Origin of the sequence: Polaromonas sp. (assembly GCF_039932935.1) — a bacterium.
Taxonomy (GTDB): Bacteria; Pseudomonadota; Gammaproteobacteria; order Burkholderiales; family Burkholderiaceae_C; genus Polaromonas.
Genome location: NZ_JBDTPB010000048.1, coordinates 17,912 through 42,485 on the forward strand (window position 1 = coordinate 17,912; position 24,574 = coordinate 42,485).

The window sequence follows — 24,574 nt, forward strand, 5'->3', positions numbered from 1 at the left end:
GGATTGGACACCGGCCAAGCATAGCCTCCGGCTTCGTGAAGTTCTCCACGGAAATCACCTAGACGTGACATACATGTGCCGTGGCGGAGCACGTTATGCATTCTCTGCATGGGTTTGGGCCCGGGTTAGGCTTGAAACCCTAGGGAAAACCCTTATTCTTGGTTCATCGCAACTTTTCGCCCCCATGGGGTGACCCTGACATGTACAGCCTGCTTTCCCAGATCGCCCGTTTCCTGCCTTCCATCGCTGGCGTGGCTCCGGTCAATGGCGTGGCCCACAACCTGATGGAGCGCGCCGAAGCCCGCGCGGGCCGCAACCCGCTGCAAGCCCAGGAACTGCGCACCGCCGCGTACGCTTACCTCAGCGTCGTTCGCTGAAGTTTCAATCCGGCGTTTTTTTACGCTACCTGCGGCCGCGCCGCCAGGTCCTGGACTTCAGGCTGATAAAGCCTCACGCCAGCGCCTTTGACGGCCAGCACCAGCACCTCCCCCTGCTCCGCACAAAAACGTCAACGTGACGGGGCGACCGGGTGGGTGGTATTGCCCAACTCCAGCTTTTTCCTTTTGATGTCACTGCCGGCAAACAGGTCGCTGGTGGTTTGGGCTGCTCCCTTCGTACCTACCAGCGACTGCGCAAGCCCACCAGCACCGCCAGCTTGCGTTGTGCCGAATTGTGCTCGGCCTGCACGTCCGCGAAGAGATCCACTCCCTTGCCAATGCTGCCTGTGGCGCCCAGCCCGAGGATCAGCGTGTCGCGCTTGAGAGTTGCACCCGAAATCTGGAACGGTGAAGCCGCAGCCGCGCCCTGGAACTGCACCGTCATCGGTGTGTTCAGGTCGCCGAACTCATGGGCCCAAATCACTCTTGGTTCGAAGCGTATACGGCCTGCGTCGAAGGATGCTTTTGCACCCAGCAGCGATTTGGATGAGTTGATGGTTTGTTCTGCGACTTGCAGATTCAGTGCGCCTGCGCCGGTTTCAGTAAAACCGTCAGCCTTGCTTCTGCTGAGTGAAAGCCCGGCTAGTGGCTGCAGCGTCCAGCCATTCATCGAAATTGAATAGCTGGCCTCGCCGTAGGTCGCCAGCGTGTTGCTGTCGAAGTCTGACGAAGCCACGCGATTCAAACCACCCACGACGACGTTGCGATCAAGATGGTTCTTGCCCCAGCCCATGCTGGCTGAGCCGCTGAAACTCCACGGACCGTTGGCGTAGCTGCCGTAAACCGCCACTGCAGTTCCGCGAGTCTTGCCGCTTTCGTTGTTGTCAGTAGAAAGCCGCGACGTGCCGCCGGTGGCCGCGACGCCGATGCGAACGCCGTCCTGCACTTCAGCATCAAAGCCAACGCTCAGGCCGCTGCTGCGAATCCGGCTGGCTGCGGCGTTGCCGTCGCTATCGGTATTGCCATAGCCGCCGTTGCCGCGAACCCAGAAGCCTTTGCCCGCTGCTTCTGATGAAGAAGAAAGTGAAGAGGCACCGCCGGCTAATGAAAACTTCTGCGGTGCCGAGTCAGAAACAGGCGCCATCAGGTCCGCCAAATGGTCGTTGGCTGCAAGCAGCACCGGTCGGCTGTTGAATGAATTGGCAGCGAAGCCCGATGCTGCGTTGGCTTGGGCGCCCAGCCGCGCGTGCAGCTGGCTGCCGAAGCTGGCAGCGAAGCCCGCACCCGCGCGCCGCAGGGCGACGATGCCGGCGCCGCTGGCTGAGTCATACGCAGCCTTGGCCTGCGCTGCTGAGAGTCCAGTCAGCGCGGTTTGCACTGTGCTCATATCGCCCGTTGCACCAGCGTTCGCATTCTGCAGCGCGGTCGATGTGGCGATCTGGTTAGGCGTGACCGCCACGGCGCTGAAGCTGATGTCGTTGCGCGCCAGTGTCAGGAAAACGTTGTTGGCGTCGTAGCCCAGCGTGGGGGTCAGGAAGGCGAGGTTGGAAGTGACGCCGGCAAAGTTGCCGGTGCGCCCGCCAGCGGCATTGAGGATGGTGTACTGCGTGCTGGCCTGGTAGGTGCCGGCGCTGGCCTGCACATCGACGGTGCCGCCGTTGATTGTTGCCGTGCCCGTGGCGTTGATGCGGTCGTTCGCGCCGGTGGCGTCGACTTCCACGCGGTAGATGGAGCCTGTCGCGAAGCTCAGGTTACCGTTGACCGTCAGCGTGCCGATGGAATTGCCCGGCGCCAGCACGCCGCCCGTGGCGATAGTGGTACTGCCTATCGTGCCGCTGCCGCCCAGCGTGCCGCCATTGTTGACGGTGACAGCAGAGTTGCTGGTGGAGCCGTTGACCGACAGCCTGCCGGCGTTCACGGTGGTGGCGCCGGTATAGGTGTTCACGCCCGACAAGGTAAAGGTGCCGGTGCCGGTTTTGGTCACGCCGCCGCCGGGGCCGCTGATGACGCCGCTGAAGGTGGTGCTGGTGTTATCGCTGCCGGTAGTCAGCCTGCCTCCTCCCGCAGTGACGCTGCCGCCGCCCGCCAGGGACCCGATGCTCTCGTCAAAGTTATTCAGGTTGAGCGTTGCGGGGGCATTCACGGTGAAGGCGCTGCTTTGCGAGAAGGCGGCGGAATTGAGCGCCTGCAGGGTACCGGCCGAGAGGGTGGTGGCGCCGCTGTAGGTGCTGGCGCCACTGAGGACGGTTATTCCCGTGCCCGTCTGCGTGAGGCTGCCCGTGCCGGCCACGTTGCCGGTCACGGTCGTCACGCCCAGGGCGTTGAAGACCAGCGAACCGTTGGTGGTGATGGCCGTGGTGCCTCCCAGGGCACTGACGTTGTCGATCTGCAAGGTGCCGCCGCCGGCCACCGTGGTGGCGCCGACGTAGCTGTTGTTGCCCGACAGGATGACGGTGCCGCCGGCGACGGCCAGGGTGCCCGTGCCCTGGATGGCGTTGGCAACAGTGAGGGTGTCGCTGCGGTTGAAATTGAGCGAGCCGTTGTTGGTGACGGAGCCCGTCCCGAGGGTGCCGGTGGTGCCGCCGTTGCCGATCTGCAAGGTGCCGGCAGAGATGGTGGTGCCGCCGCTGTAGGTGTTTGCGCCCGTGAGGATCAGGTTGCCAGTGCCCTGCTTGGTCAGGTTGCCCGCGCCTGAAATGACGCCAGAGCCGGTCAGCGCGTTGACGCTGGTGTCCACGGTTCCATTGCCGCCCAGAACAAGGCTGCCGAATGACAGGCCGGTGTTGCCCGCCACGATGCTGGCCGTTGCGCCGCTGTTGATACCGATGGCGCCCGTCAGCACGGAGCCGGTCTGCAGCGTCAGGCTGTTGCTGCCGCCCGTAAAGGTGATGGCATTGGCCCGCACGCCTGCCGCGGTGCCGCCCGCGATGGTGCCGCTGTTGGTGAGGGTGATGCCCGCACCGGTTACGCCCACGCCGCCTGTGCCTGTTTGGGGCGTATTACCCACAAAACCCAATGCGCCGCCACTGCCCGTGCCGCCGTTGGACCAGGCCACTCCCCCGCTGACCGTCCCTGCGCCATTGCCGCCCTGGACGATGCCGGCATTGACGAGGGTGCCGCTTGAGAGCAGGGCCACACCCGTGCCGCCTAAACCGATGCCGCTGGCGTTGCCGCCGGCAATCACACCAGTCGCTGTGGTGTTGATGCTGCCCGCACCGACCATGAGCACGCCGGCACCGGCGTTCCCCCGGCGGCTAGGGCTGCCAGAGGTGTTGCCATCGCCCCCGGTGATGCCTGCGGAAGTGGTGAGCTGCCCAGCGCCTTGCAAAATCACGCCAGCGCCGCTGCCGCCGCTGCCACTGCTGCCGCCGCCGCCGCCGATGCCGCCAGATACCTGCGCCGAGGTGGTCAAACTGCCATTGCCCAGCCACACCACGCCAGCGCCGCCGCCGCCGCTGCCAATGATGCCGTCGCCACCGTTGCCGCCGGTCACGGTGGCCGATACCGACACCGGACCCGGGGCTGTGATTCGCACACCATCGCCACCGCCACCGCCGCCGCCGGAACCAATGCCGCCAACAATGCCGATGCCGCCGTTGCCGCCCTGGAGCGGCGAATTGATGTCTCCGGTTGCTATGTTGCTGTAGCCGCCGCCGCCGCCGCCTTCGCCAAAGTTAATTCCGACACCTCCATTGGGTGATCCCAATGTCCCCGCCGCCCCGCTCCCCGCTCCGGCCCCTGCGGCACCGGCAGCACCTCCGTTAGGTGCGCCGCCGGTAGCCCCGTAGTTTTGTGCCCGGCCCATCCCGGGCGCCAGCAGCAAGCTCAGCGCCAGCACGCCACCGGCCACCGCCGTCAGGCGGGACCCGCCGCTGCGTTTGCCGCAAACCCGGGTAATTTCAGAGACGGCGACCCAGGCGCCAAGCGAGGGGTTCCAGAGACTGCGGTGGGATGTGTTCATGGTTCAGACAAAGCGTGACTGCAAACGTGCCACGCGATTAAAGACGGGTGCAGCACCGCCGTAAATACCGCAAAGGGGTTAGATGGCGTTTTGGAACGGCAACGGTCGGGCTGGCATTGCTATGCTATTAATAGCAATTGATCCGCGCAGTGATTGGGCTGCAGTACTATTTGATTCAGAGAACCGGTGCCTGGCAGCTGCAGGCCCGGGAACTATTTACGCGTTCCAGGTTGCCGCCAGCACCTCGCGCAGGGCCGATTGCAGCGCCTGCGGCTGGCAGGGCTTGCGCACCACAGGCACGCCGCTGTGGGCGATGCGCTGCAGCTGGGCCGGTGCGGTTTCACCGGTGATGACCAGTGCGCGCAGGCCGGGCAGCCGTTCGCGAAAGGCGGCGAGCACCGTCAGGCCGTCGCGGTTTTCGGCATCGTTCAGGTGCAGGTCGGTCACCAGCAGGTGAAGGCCTTGCTTTGCTTCACGGCCTGCTTGCCCCAGCCAGGCAAGCGCGGCTTCGGCGCTGTCAAACGGCTGCACCGGCAGGCCGAGGTCGCTCACGGCTTGCGTGGTAGCGGCCAGCGCCATCGGGTCGTCGTCAAGCACCAGCGCCTGCCAGCCGCTGAATGCGCCGGACGATGCGTCGCCTGCTGCCTGCGGTGGACTGACGCGGGGTGTTCTGCCTGCATGCAGGGGAAGGTTGACGCTGAAGATGCTGCCACGACCCGGTGCGGACTTCAGCGTCACGCCGGCGTCCATTTGCGCGGCCAGCCGCTTGACGATGGCCAGGCCCAGGCCAAGCCCGGCCTGCTCTTTGTCTTGCGGCAGCCGCACAAAGGCGTTGAACAGGCGCTGCTGGTTGGCTTCTGAAATGCCGGGGCCGGTGTCAATGACGCCGATGTGCACGCGGCCGGCCTGTAGTCGGGCACACAGCAGCACCGCGTTTCCGCTCGTGAACTTGATGGCGTTGCTGGTGAGGTTGAGCACGATGCGTTGCAGCGCATCGGGTGGCGCGTTCACCCACAGGTCGGGGCGGGCGCGCACACGCAGCCGGATATTGCGCTGGGCGGCGGTGGCAGCCAGCGTGCCGGCGACGGAATCCAGCAGCGCATTCACGGGCAGCGGTGACGCGGCAAGCGGTGTGGCACCGGCATCGAGCTGCGCCAGGTCGAGCAGGCCTTCAAGCAAACCGTTGAAAGCCATGACGCTGGCTTCCAGCTGGCCGGCCATGCGCTGGGCCTGCGCAGCCGCGGGCTGGCCGCTGCCCGTGAAGGCCTTGGCCAGCGTGGTTTTCAGCCCAGTTGCAAACAGGCCTGCGGCATACGCGGGCTGGCGCAAGTCATGCGTGGCGGCGGCCAGCAGGGCGGTCTTGTCGGCGCTGGCCAGTTCGGCCCGGTCGCGTGCGGCCGCGAGGTCGCGCACCAGCTGGGCGTTTTCAAAACGCAGCGCGATGGAAGTGAGCAGGCTGCGGTTCAGACCGCGGCCATAGCCCAGGCACACCAGCATGAAGACCAGCGTCAGCAGGCCGAAGCCGGCAAACTCGCGCGGGCCTTCGGTCATGCAGCGTAGGGCAAACGGCAGCACCGATGGAATCGAATAGGCCATGAAGGCCGGGTAGTACACCGAGAGCGAACCGAGTGCGCCGCTGACCATGCCGCCGAGCAGAAAACCCAGAAACAGCGTGGGCACATAGGCCTGCGGATCAAACGCCATCAGCCCCAGGATGCCCCAAAGGCATCCCGACATGAACGAGCCGGTGGCAAAAGCGCGTGCCGCGCGGCGCGTGCTGCTGATGTCCAGTCGCGGCTCCGGCGCCGCCTGTACCCGTTTGAAGAAGCGACGCACCAGGGCGAACCGGCTGGCCGTAAGTAACACCACAGCGCCCAGCCAGCCCCAGAGCAACTGGCTGGCCAGCGGGTTGGTGTGGCCAGACGGCTGCAGCACCACCGCAGCGACGGTGCCCGCCAGCAACGTGCCGAGAAAGGTGCTGGTGGACTGTCTGTAGAGCGTCTGGAGCTGCTCGAACAGCACAGGATGGGCAGAGGTCATGGTGCGTAGAATCCGTCAGGGTTGGCGTGGCGATGCCGGTAGGCGCACAGCCTGCGCTGCCCTCTGCCCGTTTTTCCGGCCCCGCCGATCGTAGTTGATTCCCTTGCCTGACGACATGACGCAAACACCCATACGCCTGCTGCTGGCCGACGACCACGACCTGGTTCGCGAAGGTCTTGCTGCGATGCTGGCGTCGTGTGAAGACATCGAAGTGGTGGCTTCAGTCGCCGGCAGCGACACCGCCATCGCCGAAGCGCTGGCGTTGGCGCCCGATGTGGCGGTGGTCGACTTTCAGTTGCCGCCCGCAGACGGCGTGGTCGTTGCGCTGGCCCTGCAGGCGGCGCAGAGCCCGACCCGCGTGCTGTTGATCACCGGCAGCCAGGAGCGCGCCGACATTGAACGCATTTTTGCGAGCCCGGCGCAGGGTGCATTGCACAAAAGCGGCGCAGCGGCCGAGCTGATTGCCGCCATCCGCGCGTTGGCCGAAGGCGACCTGCACTTTTCTGAATCCATCGCCGCACTGCGCCAGCCGCCGGGCATTGACGCGCTGGTCGAGCTGCACAAACTGACCGAACGTGAAAAGCAGGTGCTGTGCTCGGTGGCGGAGGGCGCGTCCAGCAAGCTCATTGCCGCAAGCCTGCTGCTGCAACGCGAAACCGTGCGCACGCACAGGCGCAACCTGATGCTGAAGCTGGGCATGCACAACAGCGCCCAGCTCACGGCTTTTGCGATTCGCGCCGGCTTGATCTAGCACCCACGCTTAAAGCCGGACGCCCGCGCCCTTGACGGCCGGCGCCAACACCGCCACCTGCTCCCGCACAAAACCGGTGAACGCTGCCGGGCTCATGGGCTGGGTGGTGATGCCCAACTCCAGCATCTTCTTTTTGATTTCCGCCGTCGCCAGAATTTCATTGCAGGCGCTGTTCAGCCGTGCCACGACATCGGCCGGCATGTGCGCCGGGCCGCTCAGGCCGAAAAAGTTGTCGAGCACCAGCTTGCGGTAGCCGAACTCGACCACGCTGGGCACGTCCGGCACCAGCGGTGAGCGGGTGGCCGAGGTCACCGCCAGCGGCACCAGCTGCCCGCTCTTGAAATAGGGCACAAACGCCGTCAGCACATCAATGCCCACCGGGATCACCCCGGCGATCAGGTCGGTCGTCATGGGTGCGCCGCCGCGGTACGGAATGTGCACCAGGTTCACGCCCATGGCTTTTTTCATCAGCTCGCCGTAGATATGGCCGATCGAGGCGGGCCCGCCCGAACCGAAGTCGAGCCGGCCGGCCTTGCGCGCCTGTGCTTCGACGTCGGTGATGGTCTTGATGGGTGCGTGCGGGTTGGCCATGACCACGCAGGGCGCATTGCCGATCAGCGCAATGTGGGTGAAGCTTTCCACCGGGTCATACGGCTGCTTTTCCAGCGCGAACGGGCCGATGGACACGGGGGTGGAGTTGCTCAGCATCAGCGTGTAGCCGTCTGCCGGGGCCTGCGCCACCACCAGCCCGCCCACGCTGCCGCCGGCGCCTGGGCGGTTGTCGACCACCACCGCCTGCCCCAGCTTTTTGCCCAGTTGCTCGGCCATCACACGCGCGACGATGTCGCTGGCGCCACCGGCGGGAAAGGTCACGACGATCTTGATCGGTTTGTCGGGCCAGGCGGCCAGGGCCGGCAAGGCCATGGCCGCTGCGCCGCTGGCGAGGATCTTCAGCGCAGTGCGGCGCGGGAAGGCGCGCGGGGATTGTGGATGGTCTGGCATGCGAGGCTCCTGCGTACAGTTTGTGTGCAAAACTGTGTGCAAAAACCATGCCCTTGGGACACCAACCATCCAAACCGGATGGCTGGCGCGCACTGGGTGCCGCGCGATGCTACTAAATTAATAGCTGCTGGCGCTCGTCCCTGTTGGGCTGTGACCCGATTGGGTACCTAAAAATGGCGATTCAAGGGCTTTTTGACCCTCAAATTTGCGTCTGGACGCCGCGAAATTCCCCTTGGGGCTGGAAAATCCGGAAAACCATCGATTTTCAGTGCCAAAAATGGCCGCGGCCCAATAAGACAGTGCGCCAGCAGCTATTAACTTGATAGCAATCAACATAATGGCCACCCCCTGGCTCAGCCTGCCTCTCCAGGTGCATGCGCACGATCCCGTTGCAGGCTCGCGATTAGCGCCACAGCTCTCCATTGAAAGAGACGCTTTTGACCATGCGCTCTTCTAAATAGGCTTCCTTGTACGCGGATCGCACGGTTTTCCAGGTTTCGCTGGTGGCGGGGAGGTCCGTGCGCGCCGAGACGGCAGCGCGAAACGGGATGTTGCCGACGCCGGTAAAGGTAGCCTCGGAACGCAGCACCACATGGCAGTTGATGGTCTCCCCCGGGCCGATCAACCCGGCAGGGCAAATGTCAGCCTGTACATCGCTGGATTTGAGGGTCAGTCTGGTATTGGGCAGGGGGTTGAGGGTCAGCGCGATGCGCGGCGGGGTCACCCGGACGGCGCGGCGGCCTGCGTTGGTCAGGGAAAAGTCGAAGGAGACGGTGCGGTCCAGCCAGGTGACCTTTTGCTGGAACTTGACCTGCAGGTTAGGCGCCAGGGAGTCCACCAGTTCGTCGACCACCTTGACCCGTTCCAGCCGCTTGCGTTCTAAGGCCTGGGCGTCGGGGACAGGTTTCGGGGCGGGCTCCGGAACCGGTTCCGCAGCGGCTTTGGGCAACTGGATCTCGGCCTTCATCTGCTCCACGTTGGCGCGCAATGCCTCGGTCTGGGCCTTCGCCTCGGCGAGCTTTTGTTCTAGCTGCTGCTGGTTCTTCTGGTTTTCGGCCATCAGTTGCTGCATCAGCCACTGGGCCTCCCTTTGCGCCTTGGCCGCAGGCCGGTCCACCAGGACGTAGCGCGCCGCGCCGCCGGCCACCACCATCACGAGGCTGACGATGAGCAGAAAAACAATGGTGTCGTACCGGCGGGCCCCTGCGTCTTTGCCGGGGTTTAAGGGCTTGAGGGGCTTGAGCGGCGGGTTTGCCGGGGGGATGGGGGGCATGCTTTTGTAGGGCATGGGTTGTGCGCGGGTCATGTGGATCAATCGGTTTCAAACGGTCAAACGGTCAATTGGCCAAAAACGGATCGACAGGGCGCAGCCGGGGCTGGCAGACCAATGCGAGGGCCGTGCTCACCATTTGCCGCGCACCCCCATCAGCAGGGCCAGGTTGCGCTGGCGTGCGTTCTGTTCGGTTTGAAGGTCAGCGAAGAGCTTGAAGTTGTCATGGATGCGGCCCGAGGCCCCGACGCCGAGGATCACGGTGTTGGCATTGAGGGCCACGCCTGCAATCTGGAACTGGTAGGGTGTGGCGGCGCCCTGCAGCTGGGCCGTCATCGGGGCGTTGTATTGGCCAAACTCGTGCGCCCACATCAGCCGCGGCTCAATCCGCAGCCGGCCCACGTCAAAGCCGGCCTTCAGCCCCAGCAATGATTTCGTCGAATACACGGTTTGCGCGGCGACCTGCAGGTTGAGCGCACCGGCGCCCTGTTCGGCAAAACCGTTGGTCTGGTTGCGGCTGAAGGCCAGCGCGGCCATGGGCTGCAGTATCCAGCCGGCCATGTCCAGGTCATAGGTCAGTTCGCCGTAGCCCGTGGCGGTGCTGCTGTCGAAATTCGACGAGGCCATGCGGCTGATCGGCCCGACCACGATGCCGCGGTCCATGTGGTTGCTGTGAAAAGCCAGGCTGGCCAGGCCGTTCAGGCGCCAGGCGCCGTCAGCGTAGCCGGCGTACATCGCCAGTGCTGCGCTGCGGGCCCTGCCCTGGTCGCCTGAATCAAAGCCGACCTTTGATGTGCCGACCGTGACGGCGCCGCCCAGCATCAGGCCCGGCGCCACTTCGGCGTCGTAACCCGCGCTCAGGCCGGTGCTGTTCAGGCGGCTGGCCATGGCATTGCCGTCGCTGTCGGTGGTTTGGAGGCTGCCGTAACCGCGCAGCCAGAAACCGCAGCCGTCCTCGACGGCCGGGAAAAGTGCCCGCAGGGCTTCGCGGCCCGCTACATCGTCGTTTCCGCATAGGGTGCCCTGGCTGCTTCGGCCCATGCGTGCCTGCAGCTGTTCGCCAAATGCGGCGGCAAAGCTGGGGCCGGCGCGGCGCAAGGCCACGAGGTTGGCGCCGCCTATGGCGTCAAAGGCGGCCAGGGCTTGCGGCGCCGACAGGCTGTTGACGGCACTGAGCACCGTGCTCATGTCACCGCTCGCGCCGCCGGAGGCATCCTGCAGCGCGTTGGAGGCCGACTGCTGGTTGGGCGTCATGCCTGGCAGGTTGTTGTAGCTGACGTTGTTGCGGGCGAGTGTCAGGTACACATTGTTGGGGTCGTAGGTGAGCGACGGTGTCAGGAACGCCAGGTTGGTGTTCACGCCGTTGAAGAGGCCGGTGCGCCCGCCCGCGGCATTGAGGATGGTGTACTGCGTGGTCAGCGAGTAGGTGCCGACGTTGGCCAGCACGTTGACCGTGCCGCCGTTGATGGTCAGCGTGCCGGTGGCATTGGTGCGGTCGTTGCTGCCCGCTGAGTCGACCTCCACGCTGTAAACGGAGCCCGCATTGAAGGTCAGGTTGCCGACGACGGTGAGTGTGCCGATGGAGTTGCCGGGTGCCAGCGTGCCGCCCGACTGGATGGTGGTGTTCCGCACGGAGCCGGTGCCGCCCAGCGTGCCGCCATTCAGCACCTGCACGGCAGAGTTGGTCAGGCTGCCGTTGACCGACAGTGTGCCGCCACTGACGACAGTGCTTCCGCTGTAGGTGTTGGTGCCGGAAAAGTTGACGTTGCCGGTGCCGCTCTTCACCACCGGGCCGATGCCGCTGATGACCCCGGCAAAAGTGCCGTTGCCTGGCTGCGAAAACTCCAGGTTGCCATTGTTGGTGATGAATCCCTGCAGGCTGCTGGTGGTGCCGCGCAAGGTACCGCCGGAGATGATGGTGGCGCCTGTATAGCTGTTGGTGCCGGACAGAATGACCGTGCCGCTGCCTTGCTTGAGCAGTGTGCCGGTGCCGCTGATGGATCCTGCATAGGTGCCGTTGGCGATCTGGTCGAATTCCACTCTCCCATCGTTGCTGATGGTGCCCTGAAGGCTGGTGGTGGTGCCCTTCAGGTGCCCGCCGTTAGCCACGAGAGTACCGCCGGTATAGCTATTGGCGCCGGTCAGTATGGTGGCGGCGGGGCTGTTACCGAGCACAACGACCGATCCGGTGCCTGAGATCGCGGCGGAGAATGTGTAGTCCGTGCTGTCGTTCTGGTTGAACCTGATCAGGGAGCCGGCAGTGCCAAGGACCACGGCGCTGGCATCCAGGGTGCCGCTGGGACCGATGTTCCCGATGGTCACGAACCCGTCGGCGGCGCCGCCGACGTGCAGCGTGCGTGAGCCGTTGACAATGACCGTGGCACCCGATCGAATGTTGAGGGAGCCTTCGCCGTTCTTGCCGACCACAAACTGGTCGGCGGCAGCCAGGCTGGCGGGCGCGAGGACCAGGCTCGCGCCTGCACCATCCACGACGATCTGGCCACCCGCTGCCACCTCGCCCACGCTGCCGCGAGTGGCGCTGACCGTGCCATTGATGATCAGGGATGCCGTGCTTGGGGAGGCGACGCTGCCGACCTGGAGCGTGTCCACCGTCAGAGTTCCGCCGGGATTTACGACAACTTGCCCGGTGTGCTGGATCTGCAAGGTACCCGCCTGGGCGCCTGGCGCAGTCACATTAACTTCCTCGTTGATCGGGACCCGCACGACGCTGGCTGCTGTGGGCACGCCGGTGCTCCAGTTCGTCGGGGTTTGCCAGTCCTGGTCGGACGTGGAAGCGAAGTCATTGTTCTGGGCACGGCTTGTACCTGACGCCATCAGGGTCAGCCCAGCCAGGGTGAGTGCCCGGTGAAGCGGGTGCGGCGACAGCTTGAGGCGCAAAATCATGGGAGGCGATTGGTGTGTTCGGATGCCTCCGGGGCGAACTCAAGGCTGAAAGCCAGCCCGTTTTCCCGACCCGGGGATGGCTTCAACTTTGCTGTATGTTACATTTTTTTGCAAGTAGGGCATTTGACCGAATTTATGCGGGTCGAGGCTGAATGCCAGTACAAAAGTACTAAATTTCGGAATGAGCAGGGCTTTGTGTCCATGATCCCCAGCACCATGAGAGGAAAAAGGGGGTCGATCCACGCTGCTACCGTCCAATGTCAGGCTTGGTTTGCGGCGAAAGTACACGTAAGTAGTTGTGATGATGTGCCCGATTCGCGCACTTTCGGTATCCGGCCTGCCCGGCAAGTGCCATTAAATTGGTAGCTGGTTGCGCCCGCCCTGTATGGACCAGGCCCCGAATCTTCGGGGAACAGGTGGGGTCAGCACGGCGTCAGGCCGAAAACGCCTTGTCGGCAGCCCGCGCCACGGCGTGCCGCAGCCACATGTGGGCGCTGCGCTGTTGTGAGCGGCGGTGCCACACCGCGTCCACATGCACCGGCGACACATCAAAGGGCAGGGGGCGCAGCACCAGTTGTTCAGCGATGCCGGTGACGCGCACGAAGTGGCGCGGCAGCACGGTGAGCAGGTTGGAATTGGCCACCACGCGGCCTGCGGTGAAGAACTGGTTCACGGTCAGTACGACCTGGCGTTCACGTCCTAGCGAGGCCAGCGCTTCGTCGATAAAGCCGTAGGGTCGACCCGAAAAGCTGACCAGCATGTGGCGCGCGGCGCAAAAGCGGGTGAGCGTGAAGGGACCGGTGGCCAGCGGGTGGTCTTTGCGCATCACGCAGACGTATTCGCCGTCATACAGGCGCTGGTGCAGAAAAGGCAGGGGTTCGCCGCTTTGGGCGTGCGCGGTCAGGTCGGCCAGAAATGAGGGAAAGTAGCCAACGGCCAGGTCGCAGGTTTCTTCGTCCAGCAAACGCCGCGGGTCACGCGTGGTGAGCGGCAACACCCGCATCGATACGCCGCGCGCTTCCTGGTCCAGCGTTTCCACCAGGCCCGGCACCAGTTCGGCCGCCGTCGCGTCGGCCATGGCCAGCACAAAGGTCGTGTTGGCCTTGCCGGGCTCAAATTCGTTGGGAATCAGCGACTCCTGCAGCTGCTGCAGGGCCTCGCGGACCGCCGGCCAGATGGCCACAGCGCGCGGCGTGGGGGCCATGCCCTGGCCGCTGCGCTGCACCAGCTCATCGCCCAGGGTTTCGCGCAGGCGCCTGAGCGCGTTGCTGACGGCAGGTTGCGTCAGCGACAGGTTGCGCGCGGCCCGCGTCAGGCTGCGCTCGGCCATCACCTCGTCGAAGACGCGAAGCAGGTTGAGGTCCAGCGTCCGGAAATTGAGGGGGGTCAACGGGTTTTTCATGGGGTCTGGCCGTGGATAGCCGGCGGAAGAGATGTCTGATAACTGGCTACCAGTGCAAGTTATCACTAGTATGAATGAATCTCATCATAAAGATAAAGTTGAATAACATCAGTGATAACCCTAATATCCTCCTACCCGCTGCAATTTTGGTTTGGCGGGAACCGTTAAACCAGGGAGTCCATCATGACCAGCTTCGTCAATATCAAACATTCCACACAGCACCCCGGCGTTGTCCGTGCTGAGTCGGCCTTTGGTGCCGCACGTCAGCTGGTGCATGCTTTTTCCGGCACCCGCGGGCTGGCTACGCTGCTGCTGTCCGCCATTGCCGCTGCCGTCATGGTGGTGGCCTACCAGGTGATGGACAGCGTGACCGAAGGCCACTTGCTGGTGATGTGGATCGGTCTGTGGGCTGTTGCTTTTGCCGTTCTGGCAATTTTTGCCAGCGCTGCCCGCAATGCAGCGATCAGCCTCAAGGCCGGCCTTGACGGCTGGTCACGCAGCCTGGCTGAAGCCCGCGCCGACCAGCGCCTGTGGCAAGCCGCCAAGAACGATCCCCGCGTGATGGCTGACCTGCAAATGGCTTTGCTCCGTGCGCAAGCCGATGTCGAAGTTGCGGCTGACGTCGCCGTGGCAAGCCCTGCTGCCGTGGTATCCGCCCCTGCTGGCCTGACACAGCGTGCCATTCGTATGGGCGGCGCCGAACTGAAGGCCTTCCTGCAAAATGCCAAAGCTGACGCACAAGTCGCTACCAGTGCACCTGCTGCGGCGGCTGCTGCTGAGTCGGCTCCCGCCGGCCTGACACAACGCGCCATTCGTCTGGGCGGTGCAGAACTGCGCGCCTATCACCACTACTACGTGTAAGCGTCTTTTCACTGTGCCGCTCTTGCAGCGGCCACAAAAAAGCCACCCGATGAGGTGGCTTTTTTATGCCCCGGAGATGTCAAATCAACCGTGGCAGAGGTGCAGCGCAGGTTATGCGCAACGCCCCCGCGCGTGGTGTTGCCGGTCAGGCAGCCAGGCGGCGCTCGATCGCGGTTTTGGTCTCCTCCAGCTCTTTCGGCAGGTGATGTTCGAGTTGCTTGAACAGTTCGGCGTGCAGCGCCAGCTCTTTGGTCCAGGCGGCCTTGTCGATGCTGGTCACGGTGTTGAACTGCTCGGCGCTGAAGTCAAGGCCGGTCCAGTTCATGTCTTCGTAGCGGGGGCTGACGCCGGTGATGTGCTCCACGCCCTGGCCTTTGCCTTCGATGCGGTCGATCATCCACTTCAGCACGCGCATGTTCTCGCCGTAGCCGGGCCAGACGAACTTGCCGTCTTCACCTTTGCGGAACCAGTTGGCGGTGAAGATCTTGGGCAGCTTGGCGCCCGAGGTTTCCAGCTGCTTGCCCACATTGAGCCAGTGCTGGAAGTAGTCGGACATGTTGTAGCCGGCAAAGGCGATCATCGCGAACGGGTCGCGGCGCACCACACCGACCTGGCCGGTGATGGCGGCGGTGGTTTCGGAGCCCATGGTGGCGGCCATGTACACGCCTTCCACCCAGTTGCGTCCCTCGGTAATGAGCGGTACGGTATTGGAACGGCGGCCGCCAAAGATGAAGGCGTCAATCGGCACGCCGGCGGGGTCGTCCCAGGCCGGGTCGAGTGCCGGGTTGTTGATGGCGGCGACGGTAAAGCGCGAATTGGGGTGGGCTGCCTTGGCGCCGGTTTCCTTGGCAATCTGCGGCGTCCAGTCTTTGCCTTGCCAGTCGATCAGGTGCGCCGGCAATGCCTTGCCCGGGGCGTCCTGCTCCATGCCTTCCCACCAGACATCGCCGTCGTCGGTCAGGCCGACGTTGGTGAAGATCACGTTTTTGTCCAGGCTGCGCAGGCAGTTGGGGTTGGTCAGCATGTTGGTGCCAGGCGCCACGCCGAAGTAGCCGGCTTCCGGGTTGATGGCGTAAAGGCGCCCGTCCTTGCCCGGCTTGATCCAGGCGATGTCGTCGCCGATGGTGGTGACTTTCCAGCCCTCAAAGCCTGCAGGCGGCACCAGCATCGAGAAGTTGGTCTTGCCGCAGGCTGACGGGAACGCCGCCGCGACGTGGTACTTCTTGCCTTCAGGTGAGGTCACGCCCAGGATCAGCATGTGTTCGGCCAGCCAGCCCGGGTTGCCGGAGCCGTCTTGCGAAGCCGCGCGGCCCATGTTGGAGGCGATGCGCAGCGCAAAGCATTTTTTGCCCAGCAAGGCGTTGCCGCCGTAACCGGAGCCGTAAGACCAGATCTCGCGCGTCTCAGGGTAGTGCACGATGTACTTGGTCTTGTTGCAAGGCCATTTCACGTCTTTCTGGTCTTCGGCCAGCGGTGCACCCACGGTGTGCACGCAGGGCACAAACTCACCGTCGAGGCCAAGCACGTCAAACACGGCCTTGCCCATGCGGGTCATGATCTTCATGTTGACGGCCACGTAGGGGCTGTCGGACAGTTCGATGCCAATGTGCGCGATGGGTGAGCCCAGCGGGCCCATGCTGAAAGGCACCACATACAGGGTGCGGCCCTTCATGCAGCCGTCAAACAGGGGCTGCAGGGTGGTGCGCATGTCGGCGGGCGCCATCCAGTTGTTGGTCGGGCCGGCGTCTTCCTTTTTGGCTGAGCAGATGAAGGTGCGGTCTTCGACGCGTGCGACGTCGGTCGGGTCGGAGCAGGCCAGGAAGCTGTTCGGGCGCTTGGCTTCGTTGAGCTTTTTGAAGGTGCCGGCATCGACCAGCTGTTGGCACAGCCGCTGGTATTCGGCGTCGCTGCCGTCGCACCAGTAAATGTTGTCGGGCTTGCACAAGGCCACCATGTCGGCGACCCAGGCGATCAGTTTGGCATTCTTGACGTAGCTGGGCGTATTGAGATTCAGCCCTTGCATCGCGGGGTGGTTCATCGAAAAAACTCCAAAGTTAAAAAGCGTTATTTCGGGAAACGTCGCGCGGCAACCTGGGCGGTGACGGCAAGGAGGCGTTTGTCGAAATAAAGCTTGGGGGCGTAGAACGTTCTCGGGCCAGAAACTTCCTCGTGAGCAACCAGTCCCGCCGGCGGGCGAAAAGCCGCAGCTTTGAGGGATGCTGCGGCGTCGGTGGAAAAGCCCCGGCAGAGTGACGCTTTTCCATCTCCACGGGTCGGCTGGAAAATTCATTTTAAGAACATCAGGCCCAGTTACCTTGGAGTTACACCCAAAAGTTATGCATAACAAGCATGAGGTTATGCATCACAAAGTTTTGATTCAGGCCGCCATGATCTAACGGTCATGAATCCGCAAAAACTGGAATGAGTGTTGGAAGCCCGGGCTCGCCTGACGGGGGAAGGGCGCCCAATATAAGAGGGACAGTCGGGGTCAGCGCTACGGTGACAACGAGGGGGAAGGAGAGTCAGGAAGCAAAAAAGTCCGCACGAGGCGGACTTTTGGGGGTGACCGGGGAGCGGTCTTCAGGCCATGTAGATGGCGATAAAAGCCAGCAGGAACATCAGCACGCCGCCAACAAGGGGCAGAACAATCGGAATCATCGGGACGATGGCGTCAACGGCTTCCTGCTCCTGGACTGGAGTAACAGTGTCGTGTGCGGCGTTGGTGGTGTGGCTGGTTGGGCTGGACATGGTGATTCCTGAATGCTTGAAAGTCTTGCGGTATTTTACCTATTTGGTGTGCCGCAGGGCAAAGGGGCGGGTTTACTGGTTGCGGTACCCTTTAAGCATGATCATTTTGTGGAAAGACGCATGAAATCTTCCCTTTCTTTTTTTTCGGCCTGTGCGGCCCTCTGCGCAGTGGCCCTTGTCTCGGCCTGCGCTTCCAGTGGGCCGCAAAGCGCTTCAGCCCGGCCCGTGCTGTATCCCAACGCCACCCTTCAGCGCGTGGGCGATGCGCAGGGCCAGGTGGAAGTCAGCGGCTGCATGTCGCGGGCCTCGGCCGCCGGGCTCAGCCCGTCGCAAAGTACCAACGAAGTGGGCCGGCGTGCCGGTGAAGGCGCGGCCGTTGGCGGCGTGGCTTCAGCTGTAGGGGCGCTGATCACGGGGCGCGGCGGCGAGGGCGTATTGCGCGCCGGTGCCGCAGGTGCTGCCGTGGGCGGTTCGGCCGGCGCAGTGTCAGGCGCGTTTCACAACGACAGGCCCAACAGCACCTACCGCAGTTTTGTCCAGCGCTGCCTGAGTGAAAGAGGCTTTGATGTGATTGGCTGGAACTGATAGGCCCCCACGCTTTTCACTGCGTGTAATGCGCTGACCCCCGAGGGGGATGTGCGGCCCCAAGGGGTACTCAGTGCTGCTCTGAAGCCTCAAAACCGGCAGCATTCAGCGCGGCCAACACCTGCTGGATGTGATCGCGCCCACGCGTCTGGATCACCAGCTCGATCTCGACATTCTGGGCCGACAGCATGGTGAAGGCCCGTTGGTGATGCACCTCGTCGATGTTGGCGCCCGCGTCGGCCACGGTGGCCGTGACCTTTGCCAGTGAACCGGGAATATCGCGCACGCTGACCTTGATGCGCGCCAGGCGCCCGGCGCGTACCATGCCGCGCTCAATGATGGCAGCCAGTAAAAGCGGGTCGATGTTGCCGCCGCACAGGACCAGGCCCACTTTCTTGCCGGCGAAGCGCTGCGGGTACTTGAGCAGTGCGGCCAGTCCGGCCGCGCCGGCGCCTTCGACCAGCGTCTTTTCAATCTCCAGCAGCATGACCATGGCCTGCTCGATGTCTCCTTCGTCCACCAGCAACAGGTCATCGACCAGCCTGGCGATGATGGCCTGCGGGATGACGCCCGGTGTTCCCACCGCAATGCCCTCTGCAATGGTGCTGGTGCCTTGCGGATGTTTGGTGCCCTTGATGGCGTTGACCATGCCGGGAAAGCGCGAGGTTTGCGCACCGATGATCTCGATGTCCGGCTTGATCGCCTTCGCTGCCGTAGCCATGCCGGCAATCAGGCCGCCGCCGCCTACTGCGATGACCAGCGTGTCCAGGTCGGGCACGGCGCGCAGCATTTCCAGCCCCACGGTGCCCTGCCCGGCGACGATGGCTTCGTCGTCATAGGGGTGCACGAAGACCAGCCCATCCCGTTCAGCCAGCGCCAGCGCATGGGTGCGGGATTCATCAAGCGTGTCGCCGTGCAGCACCACTTCAGCGCCGAAGCCACGGGTGCGTTCGATCTTCACGCCCGGCGTGAAGCGCGGCATCACGATCACGGCCCGCAAGCCCAGGCGCTGTGCATGGTAGGCCACGCCCTGGGCGTGATTGCCTGCGCTCATCGCGATCACGCCGCGGCGTCCATCCTCGCCCGAGAGCTGGGCCAACTTGTTACAGGCGCCGCGCTCCTTGAAGGAGGCTGTGTACTGCAGGTTCTCGAACTTCAGGTAAATCTGTGCTCCGGTCAGCTGCGAGATCGTCTTGGACTCTACGCAGGGCGTATCGAGCAGGTGGCCCTGCAGGCGTTGGGCGGCTTGTTCTACATCGTAAAGACTGAGCATGGGGTTCCTCTGCGGGGCGTGGGCGATTGTGCCGGGTCATTTTCCGTGTCTTTGGAAGAGATTCTGTGGCGCATTTCACACCAGGGCATTCAAGTAGTGTCTTCCATGATGCTTCAAGCTGCGTTATGGTGGAGTCTCTTCGAATCAGGTCGCGCCTGTGGTGCTTTGGTGTCCAGTCAGTGGGAGTCGGTCCCAATGCAGGCACCTCACCGTATGTCGACCCGCCGTGCCGTTGCAAAGGGAGTCTGTCCATGAGCAAGCGTTCCGTTAGCGAGCAGCAGTGGCTGCTGTCCCCCGGGCTGAAAGAGGCCCCGGTGCTGGACCTGATGTGCTCGCACTTCGTGCTGACGCTGGCGGCAAGGCAAGGCGCCAAGTTCAATGTGCGCCGCGACCTCAACAGCCTGCTTTCACTGTCGGGCCGGCATCTCGTGTGGCCCTTGCCGGCCTTGCAGCGGCTGCGTGAGTTCCTCGGTCGGCGCTGCAAAGACAATGAGTTTTGGCGCGGGCATGAGAGCCTCACTGACGCGGAGTTCATGGCACGCCACGGCGCCTGGCGCGGGCCTTATGAAGAAGGCACCCTGTTCTTCTACCTCGACGAACACGCGAAGGACCAGCCCAAGGACTTGCTCTCGGTGCTGGCTGCCACCGGAGAATGGCTCACGCATGCGCTCAAGAAGCAATCCACGCTGGTCGAGAAGAACATCGACGCGCTGGCCAACCTGCTGCAACTGAACCGCGCCGAGCGGGCGTTGCTGCTCTACGGGACTCTGGCGCGCTACCAGCGTGACCTGCGCTCGCTGCTGGTGGAGTTCAAGGTCAGCAACGCACCGGAGGCCTACGCGGCCATTGCGGATGTGGCCGGCGTGAAAGCGCCCGAGGTTGCCGAGGCTCTGCGCGCCGGTTCGCGCCTTGAGCGCATCGGCATGGTCGAAAACCTGATCTCCGAACACAACATCACCGACCTGGCAGATCTGATGAAGGTGAGCGAGAAACTGCCGCCCGTGCTGATGCGCGAATACCGCGACCAGAACGAGTTGATGGCCGTGTTTACCCGGCCGGCCGCGCACAGCAGCCTGGGGCTTGCGGACTTCGCCTTCGTGCATGAGGACACGCAGGTGCTGGTGTCGCTGCTGCGCAATGCTGTTGCCGGCAAGGAGCAGGGGGTCAATGTGCTGCTTTACGGCCCGCCCGGAACCGGCAAGACCGAACTCGCCAAGGTGGTGGCGCACGCCGCCGGCCTGGATTTGTTCGAAGTCGAATATGCCGACCGCGACGGCAATTCGCTGAGCGGACGCGACCGCTACCGCTCGCTGCAAATTGCACAGGTGTTCCTCAAGGGCAGCACCCACTCCGCCTTGCTGTTTGACGAAGTGGAAGACGTCTTCCCGCCGATTTCCAGCGAAGCTGCGCAACTGATGGCGCGGTCCGAGCAATTGCCCGTACCCGGCAGCAGCTCGGTAAGTGGCAAGGCCTGGGTCAACCAGATCCTGGAGTCCAACACGGTACCCACGCTGTGGGTCACCAACCGCATCGAACAGATCGACCCGGCGTTTCGCCGCCGCTTCGCCTATCACCTGGAGCTCAGGTCGCCCCCGCCGGGTGCCCGCGAAGGCTTGGTGCGCAAGACCCTGGAAGGCGTTCAGGTCAGTGATGCATTTGTTGCCAAGCTGACAGCGCGCAAGGGACTTACGCCTGCGCAGATACGCACGGCCGTGCGTTTTGCCCGGCTGGCCAGCGCGCCCGAAAACACGATGGACGCAGACGTGGACGCCGAAGGCATGCGGGCCATCCTGTCGGGCGGGCGGTCGTCGCTGACGGAGTCGCTGATTGAGCGCCAGCTCAAAAATGCCGATGTCGCGCTGGGCAACCGCTCAGAGACCTCGGGGCGGCGCAACGTGACGACGTACGACCTGTCCATGCTCAATGTTGAATCCCGGTTCGAGGTGCCGCGCATCGTGGAAGCACTGAAGAGCCGAAGCCACGGGAGCCTGTGTTTCTACGGTCCGCCAGGCACCGGCAAGACGGCCTTGGCCGAACACATCGCGAAAGCGCTGGATCTTCCCCTCATCATCAAGCAGGCAAGCGACCTGATGAGCAAATACGTCGGTGAAACCGAGCAGAACATGGCGGCCATGTTCCGTGAGGCCGAGAGCGAAAAGGCTGTGCTGTTGCTCGACGAGGCCGACAGCTTTCTGCAGGACAGGCGCGGCGCCCAGCGAACTTACGAGGTAACCGAAGTCAACGAAATGCTCCAGGGCATGGAGCGCCACAACGGTATCTTCATCTGCACCACGAACCTGCTCGAAAGCATGGACCAGGCGGCGCTGCGGCGGTTTACTTTCAAAATCAAGTTCATGCCGCTGACGCAGCCGCAGCGGGAGCAAATGTTCGTGACCGAAGCCCTCGGCGGCGATGCAGGCAGGCTTGCAGCGCCACTGGGAGAGCGCCTCCACAAGCTGACGCAACTGTGCCCGGGCGATTTTGCCGCGGTCAAGCGGCAGGTGGATATTCTTGCGGCGGAATTTTCCGCTGAGGAATTTCTGGCCCAGCTGGAAGCCGAGCACCGCATCAAGCCCGAGGTGCGCGAAGGGCGAACCATGGGTTTCATGCAATAGGTGTTGCCATGACCGTTGCGGAGTGCTATCAAAAAGATAGCTGCCTGCGCACGTTGTTATTGGGCAGAACGCCAATAACTATACGCAAGCCAGATTGGCTTCATTCTTTCGCTGCACGTCCTCACTGACTTTCAGTTGTGCCTGCCGCACGATGCGGCCGCCCTCAATCCACAGCAATTGCCCAGGCTGCAGCTGTTGCCAGTTTTCATTGAGCGTCAGCGGCTGGGTGGCGACGACGCACAACCGGTCTTCCTGGGCATTGGTCTGGGCAAAGTCGATGCTCAGGTCGGCATCAACGAGCTTGGCGTTTGAAAACGGCCACTCCCGCACCAGGTAATACAGCCGCGTGGAACAGTGCGCAAACAGGGCCTGTCCGTTGGACAGCAAATAGTTGAACACGCCGTACTCGCCTGTGCTTTCACTCATGCTGCACAGGGTTTCAAACACTGTGTCCAGCGAGCAGGGCTCACGCGGGCTGATGGCCTTGAGTTTTTCCATCAGCGCGCAGAAAGCCCGTTCACTGTCGGTGGTACCGACCGACTGGTAATTGCCGCCCAGGGCCGGAACGTAATTGATCAGGTCGCCGTTGTGGGCAAACAGCCAGTGGCGGCCCCAAAGCTCGCGGGTGAAGGGATGGCAGTTTTCCAGGCGATGCGCATCGCCCTGCGTCGCCTTGCGGATATGGGACACGACATTGCAGGACTTGATGGCATAGCTTTTGAGCAGCTCGGCCACGGGTGAGGTGGCCGCGGGCTGGCTGTCCATGAAAATGCGGCAGGCCTTGTCTTCAAAAAAACCGATGCCAAAGCCGTCACCGTGGTGGTCCGTCAAGCCGCCGCGAGCGGCAAAGCCGGTGAAAGAAAAACGAAGGTCTGCCGGTTTGGCCGAGTTCATGCCGAGGAGCTGGCACATTCGCTCAGTGCCCCAGGATCTTGGAAAGGAAATCTTTCGCCCGGTCAGTCTGCGGGTGATTGAAGAAGTCCACCGGCGTGTTCTGCTCAACAATCTGGCCCTGGTCCATGAAGATCACACGGTCGGCGGCCGCCTTGGCAAAGCCCATTTCATGCGTCACGCAAAGCATGGTCATGCCCTGCTCGGCAAGCGAGATCATCACATCCAGCACTTCCTTGATCATCTCCGGGTCCAGTGCGGACGTCGGCTCGTCAAACAGCATGATCTTGGGTGTGAGGCACAGCGCGCGCGCAATCGCCACGCGTTGCTGCTGGCCGCCCGACAGCTGCAAGGGGTACTTTTGGGCCTGCTCTGCGATGCGCACGCGCTCGAGCTGGTGCATGGCCCGCTCCGTAGCTTCCTTTTTGGAAAGGCCCGCCACCCAGGTGGGTGACAGCGTCAGGTTTTCCAGAACGGTCAGGTGCGGAAACAGGTTGAACTGCTGAAATACCATGCCGACCTGCCGGCGCACCGCATCGATCGCCTTGACGTCGTCGCCGAGCACCGAACCGGCCACGGTCAGCTTGCCCTCCTGGTAGTCTTCCAGCGCATTGATGCAGCGAATCATCGTGGATTTGCCCGAGCCGGAGGGCCCACAAATTACCAGGCGCTCGCCTTGCCGCACGTCCAGCTGCAAGTCGCGCAGCACGTGAAAGTTATTGCCGTACCATTTGTTGACTTTGTCAAAGCGGATGATGGGTTCGGTCATGGGGGTCCTTGATCCTTGGTATTAGCGGGCTTTGCCCACAGCCAGCCGGCGTTCAACCCACAGGCTGTAGCGAGACATGGCGAAGCAGCAGGTAAAGTAAATGGCGGCGATAAAGAGGTAAGCCTCAATCTTGAACGGCCGCCAGTTGGGGTCGGAGCCTACCGCCAGCGACAGGGCGCCCGTGAGCTCATACAGCGACACGATGGTCACCAGCGAGGTGTCCTTGAAGAGCGAAATGAAGTTGTTCATGATGCTGGGCACCACCGCACCCAAAGCCTGCGGCAGGACAATCTTGATCTGCGTTTGCCAATAACCCAGGCCCAGGCTGGCGGCCGCTTCGGTCTGTCCCTTGGAAAGCGACTGCAGGCCGCCCCGGACAATTTCCGCCATATAGGCCGCCGCAAACAGCGTGATGCCGACGATCACGCGGATCAGCACGTCGGGTGATTTGCCGATGGGCATGAACAGCGGAAACATGAAGCTGGCCATGAACAACACGGAAATCAGCGGTACGCCGCGGATCAGCTCGACGTAAATGATGCACAGGGTTTTGATGGCCGGCATGCTGGAGCGCCGGCCCAGCGCCACCGCCACCGCAATCGGGAAGGCCGCAGTCATCGAAATCACCGTCAACATCACGGTCAGCGGCAGTCCGCCCCACTGGTCCGTAGAGACCTTGGACAGGCCGAGTATGCCGCCGCTCATGAGCGTGAAAAACACGGTCAGCACGACCAGCCAGATTAAGGCCAGCCAGGGCTTCCAGAACCAGCGGCTGCAGCTTGCCACCACCAGGCCCAGCAGCAAAAAGGTGGCCAGCGACGGCCGCCAGTGCTCCGCCATCGGGTATCGCCCCAACAAGATGATGCGGGCTTTCTCATTGATCACGCCCCAGCAGGCGCCGATGCCGCGCGCGGCCTGGCAGGCGTCCGCGTCGGCGGCCGTCACGGCGTTCAGCACTGCCCAGCGGAAGGCGGACACGGCCGCCCACAGCAGCAGCATCACTACCGCGGCCGATACCAGCGTGTTGCCGGCGCTGGAAAACAGGTTGTTGCGCAGCCAGGGGCCTGGCCCTTCCATTTTGATGGGGGCGGGGCGTGGCGCCACGGGAACAAAGGTCTGGTTCAT

At 63.3% G+C, this 24,574-nt stretch carries 17 protein-coding genes; 5 read left to right on the forward strand and 12 right to left on the reverse strand.

Annotated elements, in window-relative coordinates:
* Positions 1–200 precede the first annotated feature (200 nt).
* Complete coding sequence (locus tag ABI546_RS08745) at positions 201–377, forward strand: hypothetical protein (protein WP_348046117.1); 177 nt, start codon at positions 201–203, stop codon at positions 375–377.
* A 241-nt stretch (positions 378–618) separates the two neighbouring features.
* Here the strand turns inward: ABI546_RS08745 and ABI546_RS08750 are convergent, their stop codons facing one another.
* Complete coding sequence (locus ABI546_RS08750; protein WP_348046119.1) at positions 619–4,338, reverse strand: autotransporter domain-containing protein; 3,720 nt, start codon at positions 4,336–4,338, stop codon at positions 619–621.
* A gap of 216 nt (positions 4,339–4,554) precedes the next feature.
* On the reverse strand, positions 4,555–6,378 hold the full coding sequence (locus tag ABI546_RS08755; RefSeq protein WP_348046121.1) for an ATP-binding protein: 1,824 nt from the start codon (positions 6,376–6,378) through the stop codon (positions 4,555–4,557).
* A gap of 115 nt (positions 6,379–6,493) precedes the next feature.
* Between ABI546_RS08755 and ABI546_RS08760 the strand changes: the two genes are divergently transcribed.
* On the forward strand, positions 6,494–7,129 hold the full coding sequence (locus ABI546_RS08760; protein WP_348046123.1) for a response regulator transcription factor: 636 nt from the start codon (positions 6,494–6,496) through the stop codon (positions 7,127–7,129).
* A gap of 9 nt (positions 7,130–7,138) precedes the next feature.
* Here the strand turns inward: ABI546_RS08760 and ABI546_RS08765 are convergent, their stop codons facing one another.
* The 4 genes from ABI546_RS08765 to ABI546_RS08780 all read right to left on the reverse strand — a co-directional run bounded on the left by ABI546_RS08765 (position 7,139) and on the right by ABI546_RS08780 (position 13,707).
* On the reverse strand, positions 7,139–8,131 hold the full coding sequence (locus ABI546_RS08765; RefSeq protein ID WP_348046125.1) for a tripartite tricarboxylate transporter substrate binding protein: 993 nt from the start codon (positions 8,129–8,131) through the stop codon (positions 7,139–7,141).
* A gap of 403 nt (positions 8,132–8,534) precedes the next feature.
* Entirely contained in the window at positions 8,535–9,437 is a 903-nt protein-coding gene (locus ABI546_RS08770; protein WP_348046127.1) for a hypothetical protein, read from the reverse strand.
* 96 nt (positions 9,438–9,533) lie between these two features.
* The gene (locus ABI546_RS08775) at positions 9,534–12,305 is read right to left on the reverse strand and encodes an autotransporter domain-containing protein (RefSeq protein ID WP_348046129.1); all 2,772 of its coding nucleotides are present in this window, start codon (positions 12,303–12,305) and stop codon (positions 9,534–9,536) included.
* Positions 12,306–12,738: 433 nt separating this feature from the next.
* The gene (locus ABI546_RS08780; RefSeq protein WP_348046131.1) at positions 12,739–13,707 is read right to left on the reverse strand and encodes a LysR family transcriptional regulator; all 969 of its coding nucleotides are present in this window, start codon (positions 13,705–13,707) and stop codon (positions 12,739–12,741) included.
* Positions 13,708–13,890: 183 nt separating this feature from the next.
* Between ABI546_RS08780 and ABI546_RS08785 the strand changes: the two genes are divergently transcribed.
* A complete protein-coding gene (locus ABI546_RS08785) occupies positions 13,891–14,568 on the forward strand; it encodes a hypothetical protein (RefSeq protein ID WP_348046133.1) in 678 nt (225 codons plus the stop codon).
* Between the two features lie 145 nt (positions 14,569–14,713).
* Here ABI546_RS08785 and ABI546_RS08790 read toward each other — a convergent pair whose 3' ends face one another.
* The gene (locus ABI546_RS08790) at positions 14,714–16,606 is read right to left on the reverse strand and encodes a phosphoenolpyruvate carboxykinase (GTP) (RefSeq protein WP_348046135.1); all 1,893 of its coding nucleotides are present in this window, start codon (positions 16,604–16,606) and stop codon (positions 14,714–14,716) included.
* Positions 16,607–17,148: 542 nt separating this feature from the next.
* A complete protein-coding gene (locus tag ABI546_RS08795) occupies positions 17,149–17,316 on the reverse strand; it encodes a hypothetical protein (protein WP_348046137.1) in 168 nt (55 codons plus the stop codon).
* 120 nt (positions 17,317–17,436) lie between these two features.
* On the opposite strand from ABI546_RS08795, the gene ABI546_RS08800 reads away from it, so the two are divergent.
* Positions 17,437–17,901, forward strand: coding sequence for a glycine zipper family protein (locus ABI546_RS08800; RefSeq protein ID WP_348046139.1), 465 nt, complete (start codon positions 17,437–17,439; stop codon positions 17,899–17,901).
* Between the two features lie 70 nt (positions 17,902–17,971).
* On the opposite strand, the gene ABI546_RS08805 is transcribed toward ABI546_RS08800, so the two are convergent.
* Positions 17,972–19,174 carry a threonine ammonia-lyase gene (locus tag ABI546_RS08805; RefSeq protein ID WP_348046141.1) on the reverse strand — a complete coding sequence of 401 codons (1,203 nt, stop codon included), beginning with the start codon at positions 19,172–19,174 and terminating at the stop codon, positions 17,972–17,974.
* A 251-nt stretch (positions 19,175–19,425) separates the two neighbouring features.
* On the opposite strand from ABI546_RS08805, the gene ABI546_RS08810 reads away from it, so the two are divergent.
* Positions 19,426–21,789, forward strand: a complete 2,364-nt coding sequence (locus ABI546_RS08810; RefSeq protein WP_348046143.1) for an AAA family ATPase — start codon at positions 19,426–19,428, stop codon at positions 21,787–21,789.
* A gap of 78 nt (positions 21,790–21,867) precedes the next feature.
* On the opposite strand, the gene ABI546_RS08815 is transcribed toward ABI546_RS08810, so the two are convergent.
* Genes ABI546_RS08815 through ABI546_RS08825 form a run of 3 tightly spaced genes read right to left on the reverse strand, consistent with a single transcriptional unit; the run spans position 21,868 to position 24,574 of the window.
* Positions 21,868–22,701 carry a class II glutamine amidotransferase gene (locus ABI546_RS08815; RefSeq protein WP_348046145.1) on the reverse strand — a complete coding sequence of 278 codons (834 nt, stop codon included), beginning with the start codon at positions 22,699–22,701 and terminating at the stop codon, positions 21,868–21,870.
* Positions 22,702–22,705: 4 nt separating this feature from the next.
* Complete coding sequence (locus ABI546_RS08820; RefSeq protein ID WP_348046147.1) at positions 22,706–23,449, reverse strand: amino acid ABC transporter ATP-binding protein; 744 nt, start codon at positions 23,447–23,449, stop codon at positions 22,706–22,708.
* Positions 23,450–23,470: 21 nt separating this feature from the next.
* Positions 23,471–24,574 (reverse strand): amino acid ABC transporter permease, encoded by a 1,104-nt coding sequence (locus ABI546_RS08825; protein WP_348046148.1) that lies wholly within the window; start codon positions 24,572–24,574, stop codon positions 23,471–23,473.

Bases quoted from the DNA above. Each gene is read 5' to 3' on its own strand.
- ABI546_RS08745 (WP_348046117.1), top strand. From the start codon at position 201: ATGTACAGCCTGCTTTCCCAGATCGCCCGTTTCCTGCCTTCCATCGCT.
- ABI546_RS08750 (WP_348046119.1), bottom strand. From the start codon at position 4,338: ATGAACACATCCCACCGCAGTCTCTGGAACCCCTCGCTTGGCGCCTGG.
- ABI546_RS08755 (WP_348046121.1), bottom strand. From the start codon at position 6,378: ATGACCTCTGCCCATCCTGTGCTGTTCGAGCAGCTCCAGACGCTCTAC.
- ABI546_RS08760 (WP_348046123.1), top strand. From the start codon at position 6,494: ATGACGCAAACACCCATACGCCTGCTGCTGGCCGACGACCACGACCTG.
- ABI546_RS08765 (WP_348046125.1), bottom strand. From the start codon at position 8,131: ATGCCAGACCATCCACAATCCCCGCGCGCCTTCCCGCGCCGCACTGCG.
- ABI546_RS08770 (WP_348046127.1), bottom strand. From the start codon at position 9,437: ATGACCCGCGCACAACCCATGCCCTACAAAAGCATGCCCCCCATCCCC.
- ABI546_RS08775 (WP_348046129.1), bottom strand. From the start codon at position 12,305: ATGATTTTGCGCCTCAAGCTGTCGCCGCACCCGCTTCACCGGGCACTC.
- ABI546_RS08780 (WP_348046131.1), bottom strand. From the start codon at position 13,707: ATGAAAAACCCGTTGACCCCCCTCAATTTCCGGACGCTGGACCTCAAC.
- ABI546_RS08785 (WP_348046133.1), top strand. From the start codon at position 13,891: ATGACCAGCTTCGTCAATATCAAACATTCCACACAGCACCCCGGCGTT.
- ABI546_RS08790 (WP_348046135.1), bottom strand. From the start codon at position 16,606: ATGAACCACCCCGCGATGCAAGGGCTGAATCTCAATACGCCCAGCTAC.
- ABI546_RS08795 (WP_348046137.1), bottom strand. From the start codon at position 17,316: ATGTCCAGCCCAACCAGCCACACCACCAACGCCGCACACGACACTGTT.
- ABI546_RS08800 (WP_348046139.1), top strand. From the start codon at position 17,437: ATGAAATCTTCCCTTTCTTTTTTTTCGGCCTGTGCGGCCCTCTGCGCA.
- ABI546_RS08805 (WP_348046141.1), bottom strand. From the start codon at position 19,174: ATGCTCAGTCTTTACGATGTAGAACAAGCCGCCCAACGCCTGCAGGGC.
- ABI546_RS08810 (WP_348046143.1), top strand. From the start codon at position 19,426: ATGAGCAAGCGTTCCGTTAGCGAGCAGCAGTGGCTGCTGTCCCCCGGG.
- ABI546_RS08815 (WP_348046145.1), bottom strand. From the start codon at position 22,701: ATGTGCCAGCTCCTCGGCATGAACTCGGCCAAACCGGCAGACCTTCGT.
- ABI546_RS08820 (WP_348046147.1), bottom strand. From the start codon at position 23,449: ATGACCGAACCCATCATCCGCTTTGACAAAGTCAACAAATGGTACGGC.
- ABI546_RS08825 (WP_348046148.1), bottom strand. From the start codon at position 24,574: ATGAACCAGACCTTTGTTCCCGTGGCGCCACGCCCCGCCCCCATCAAA.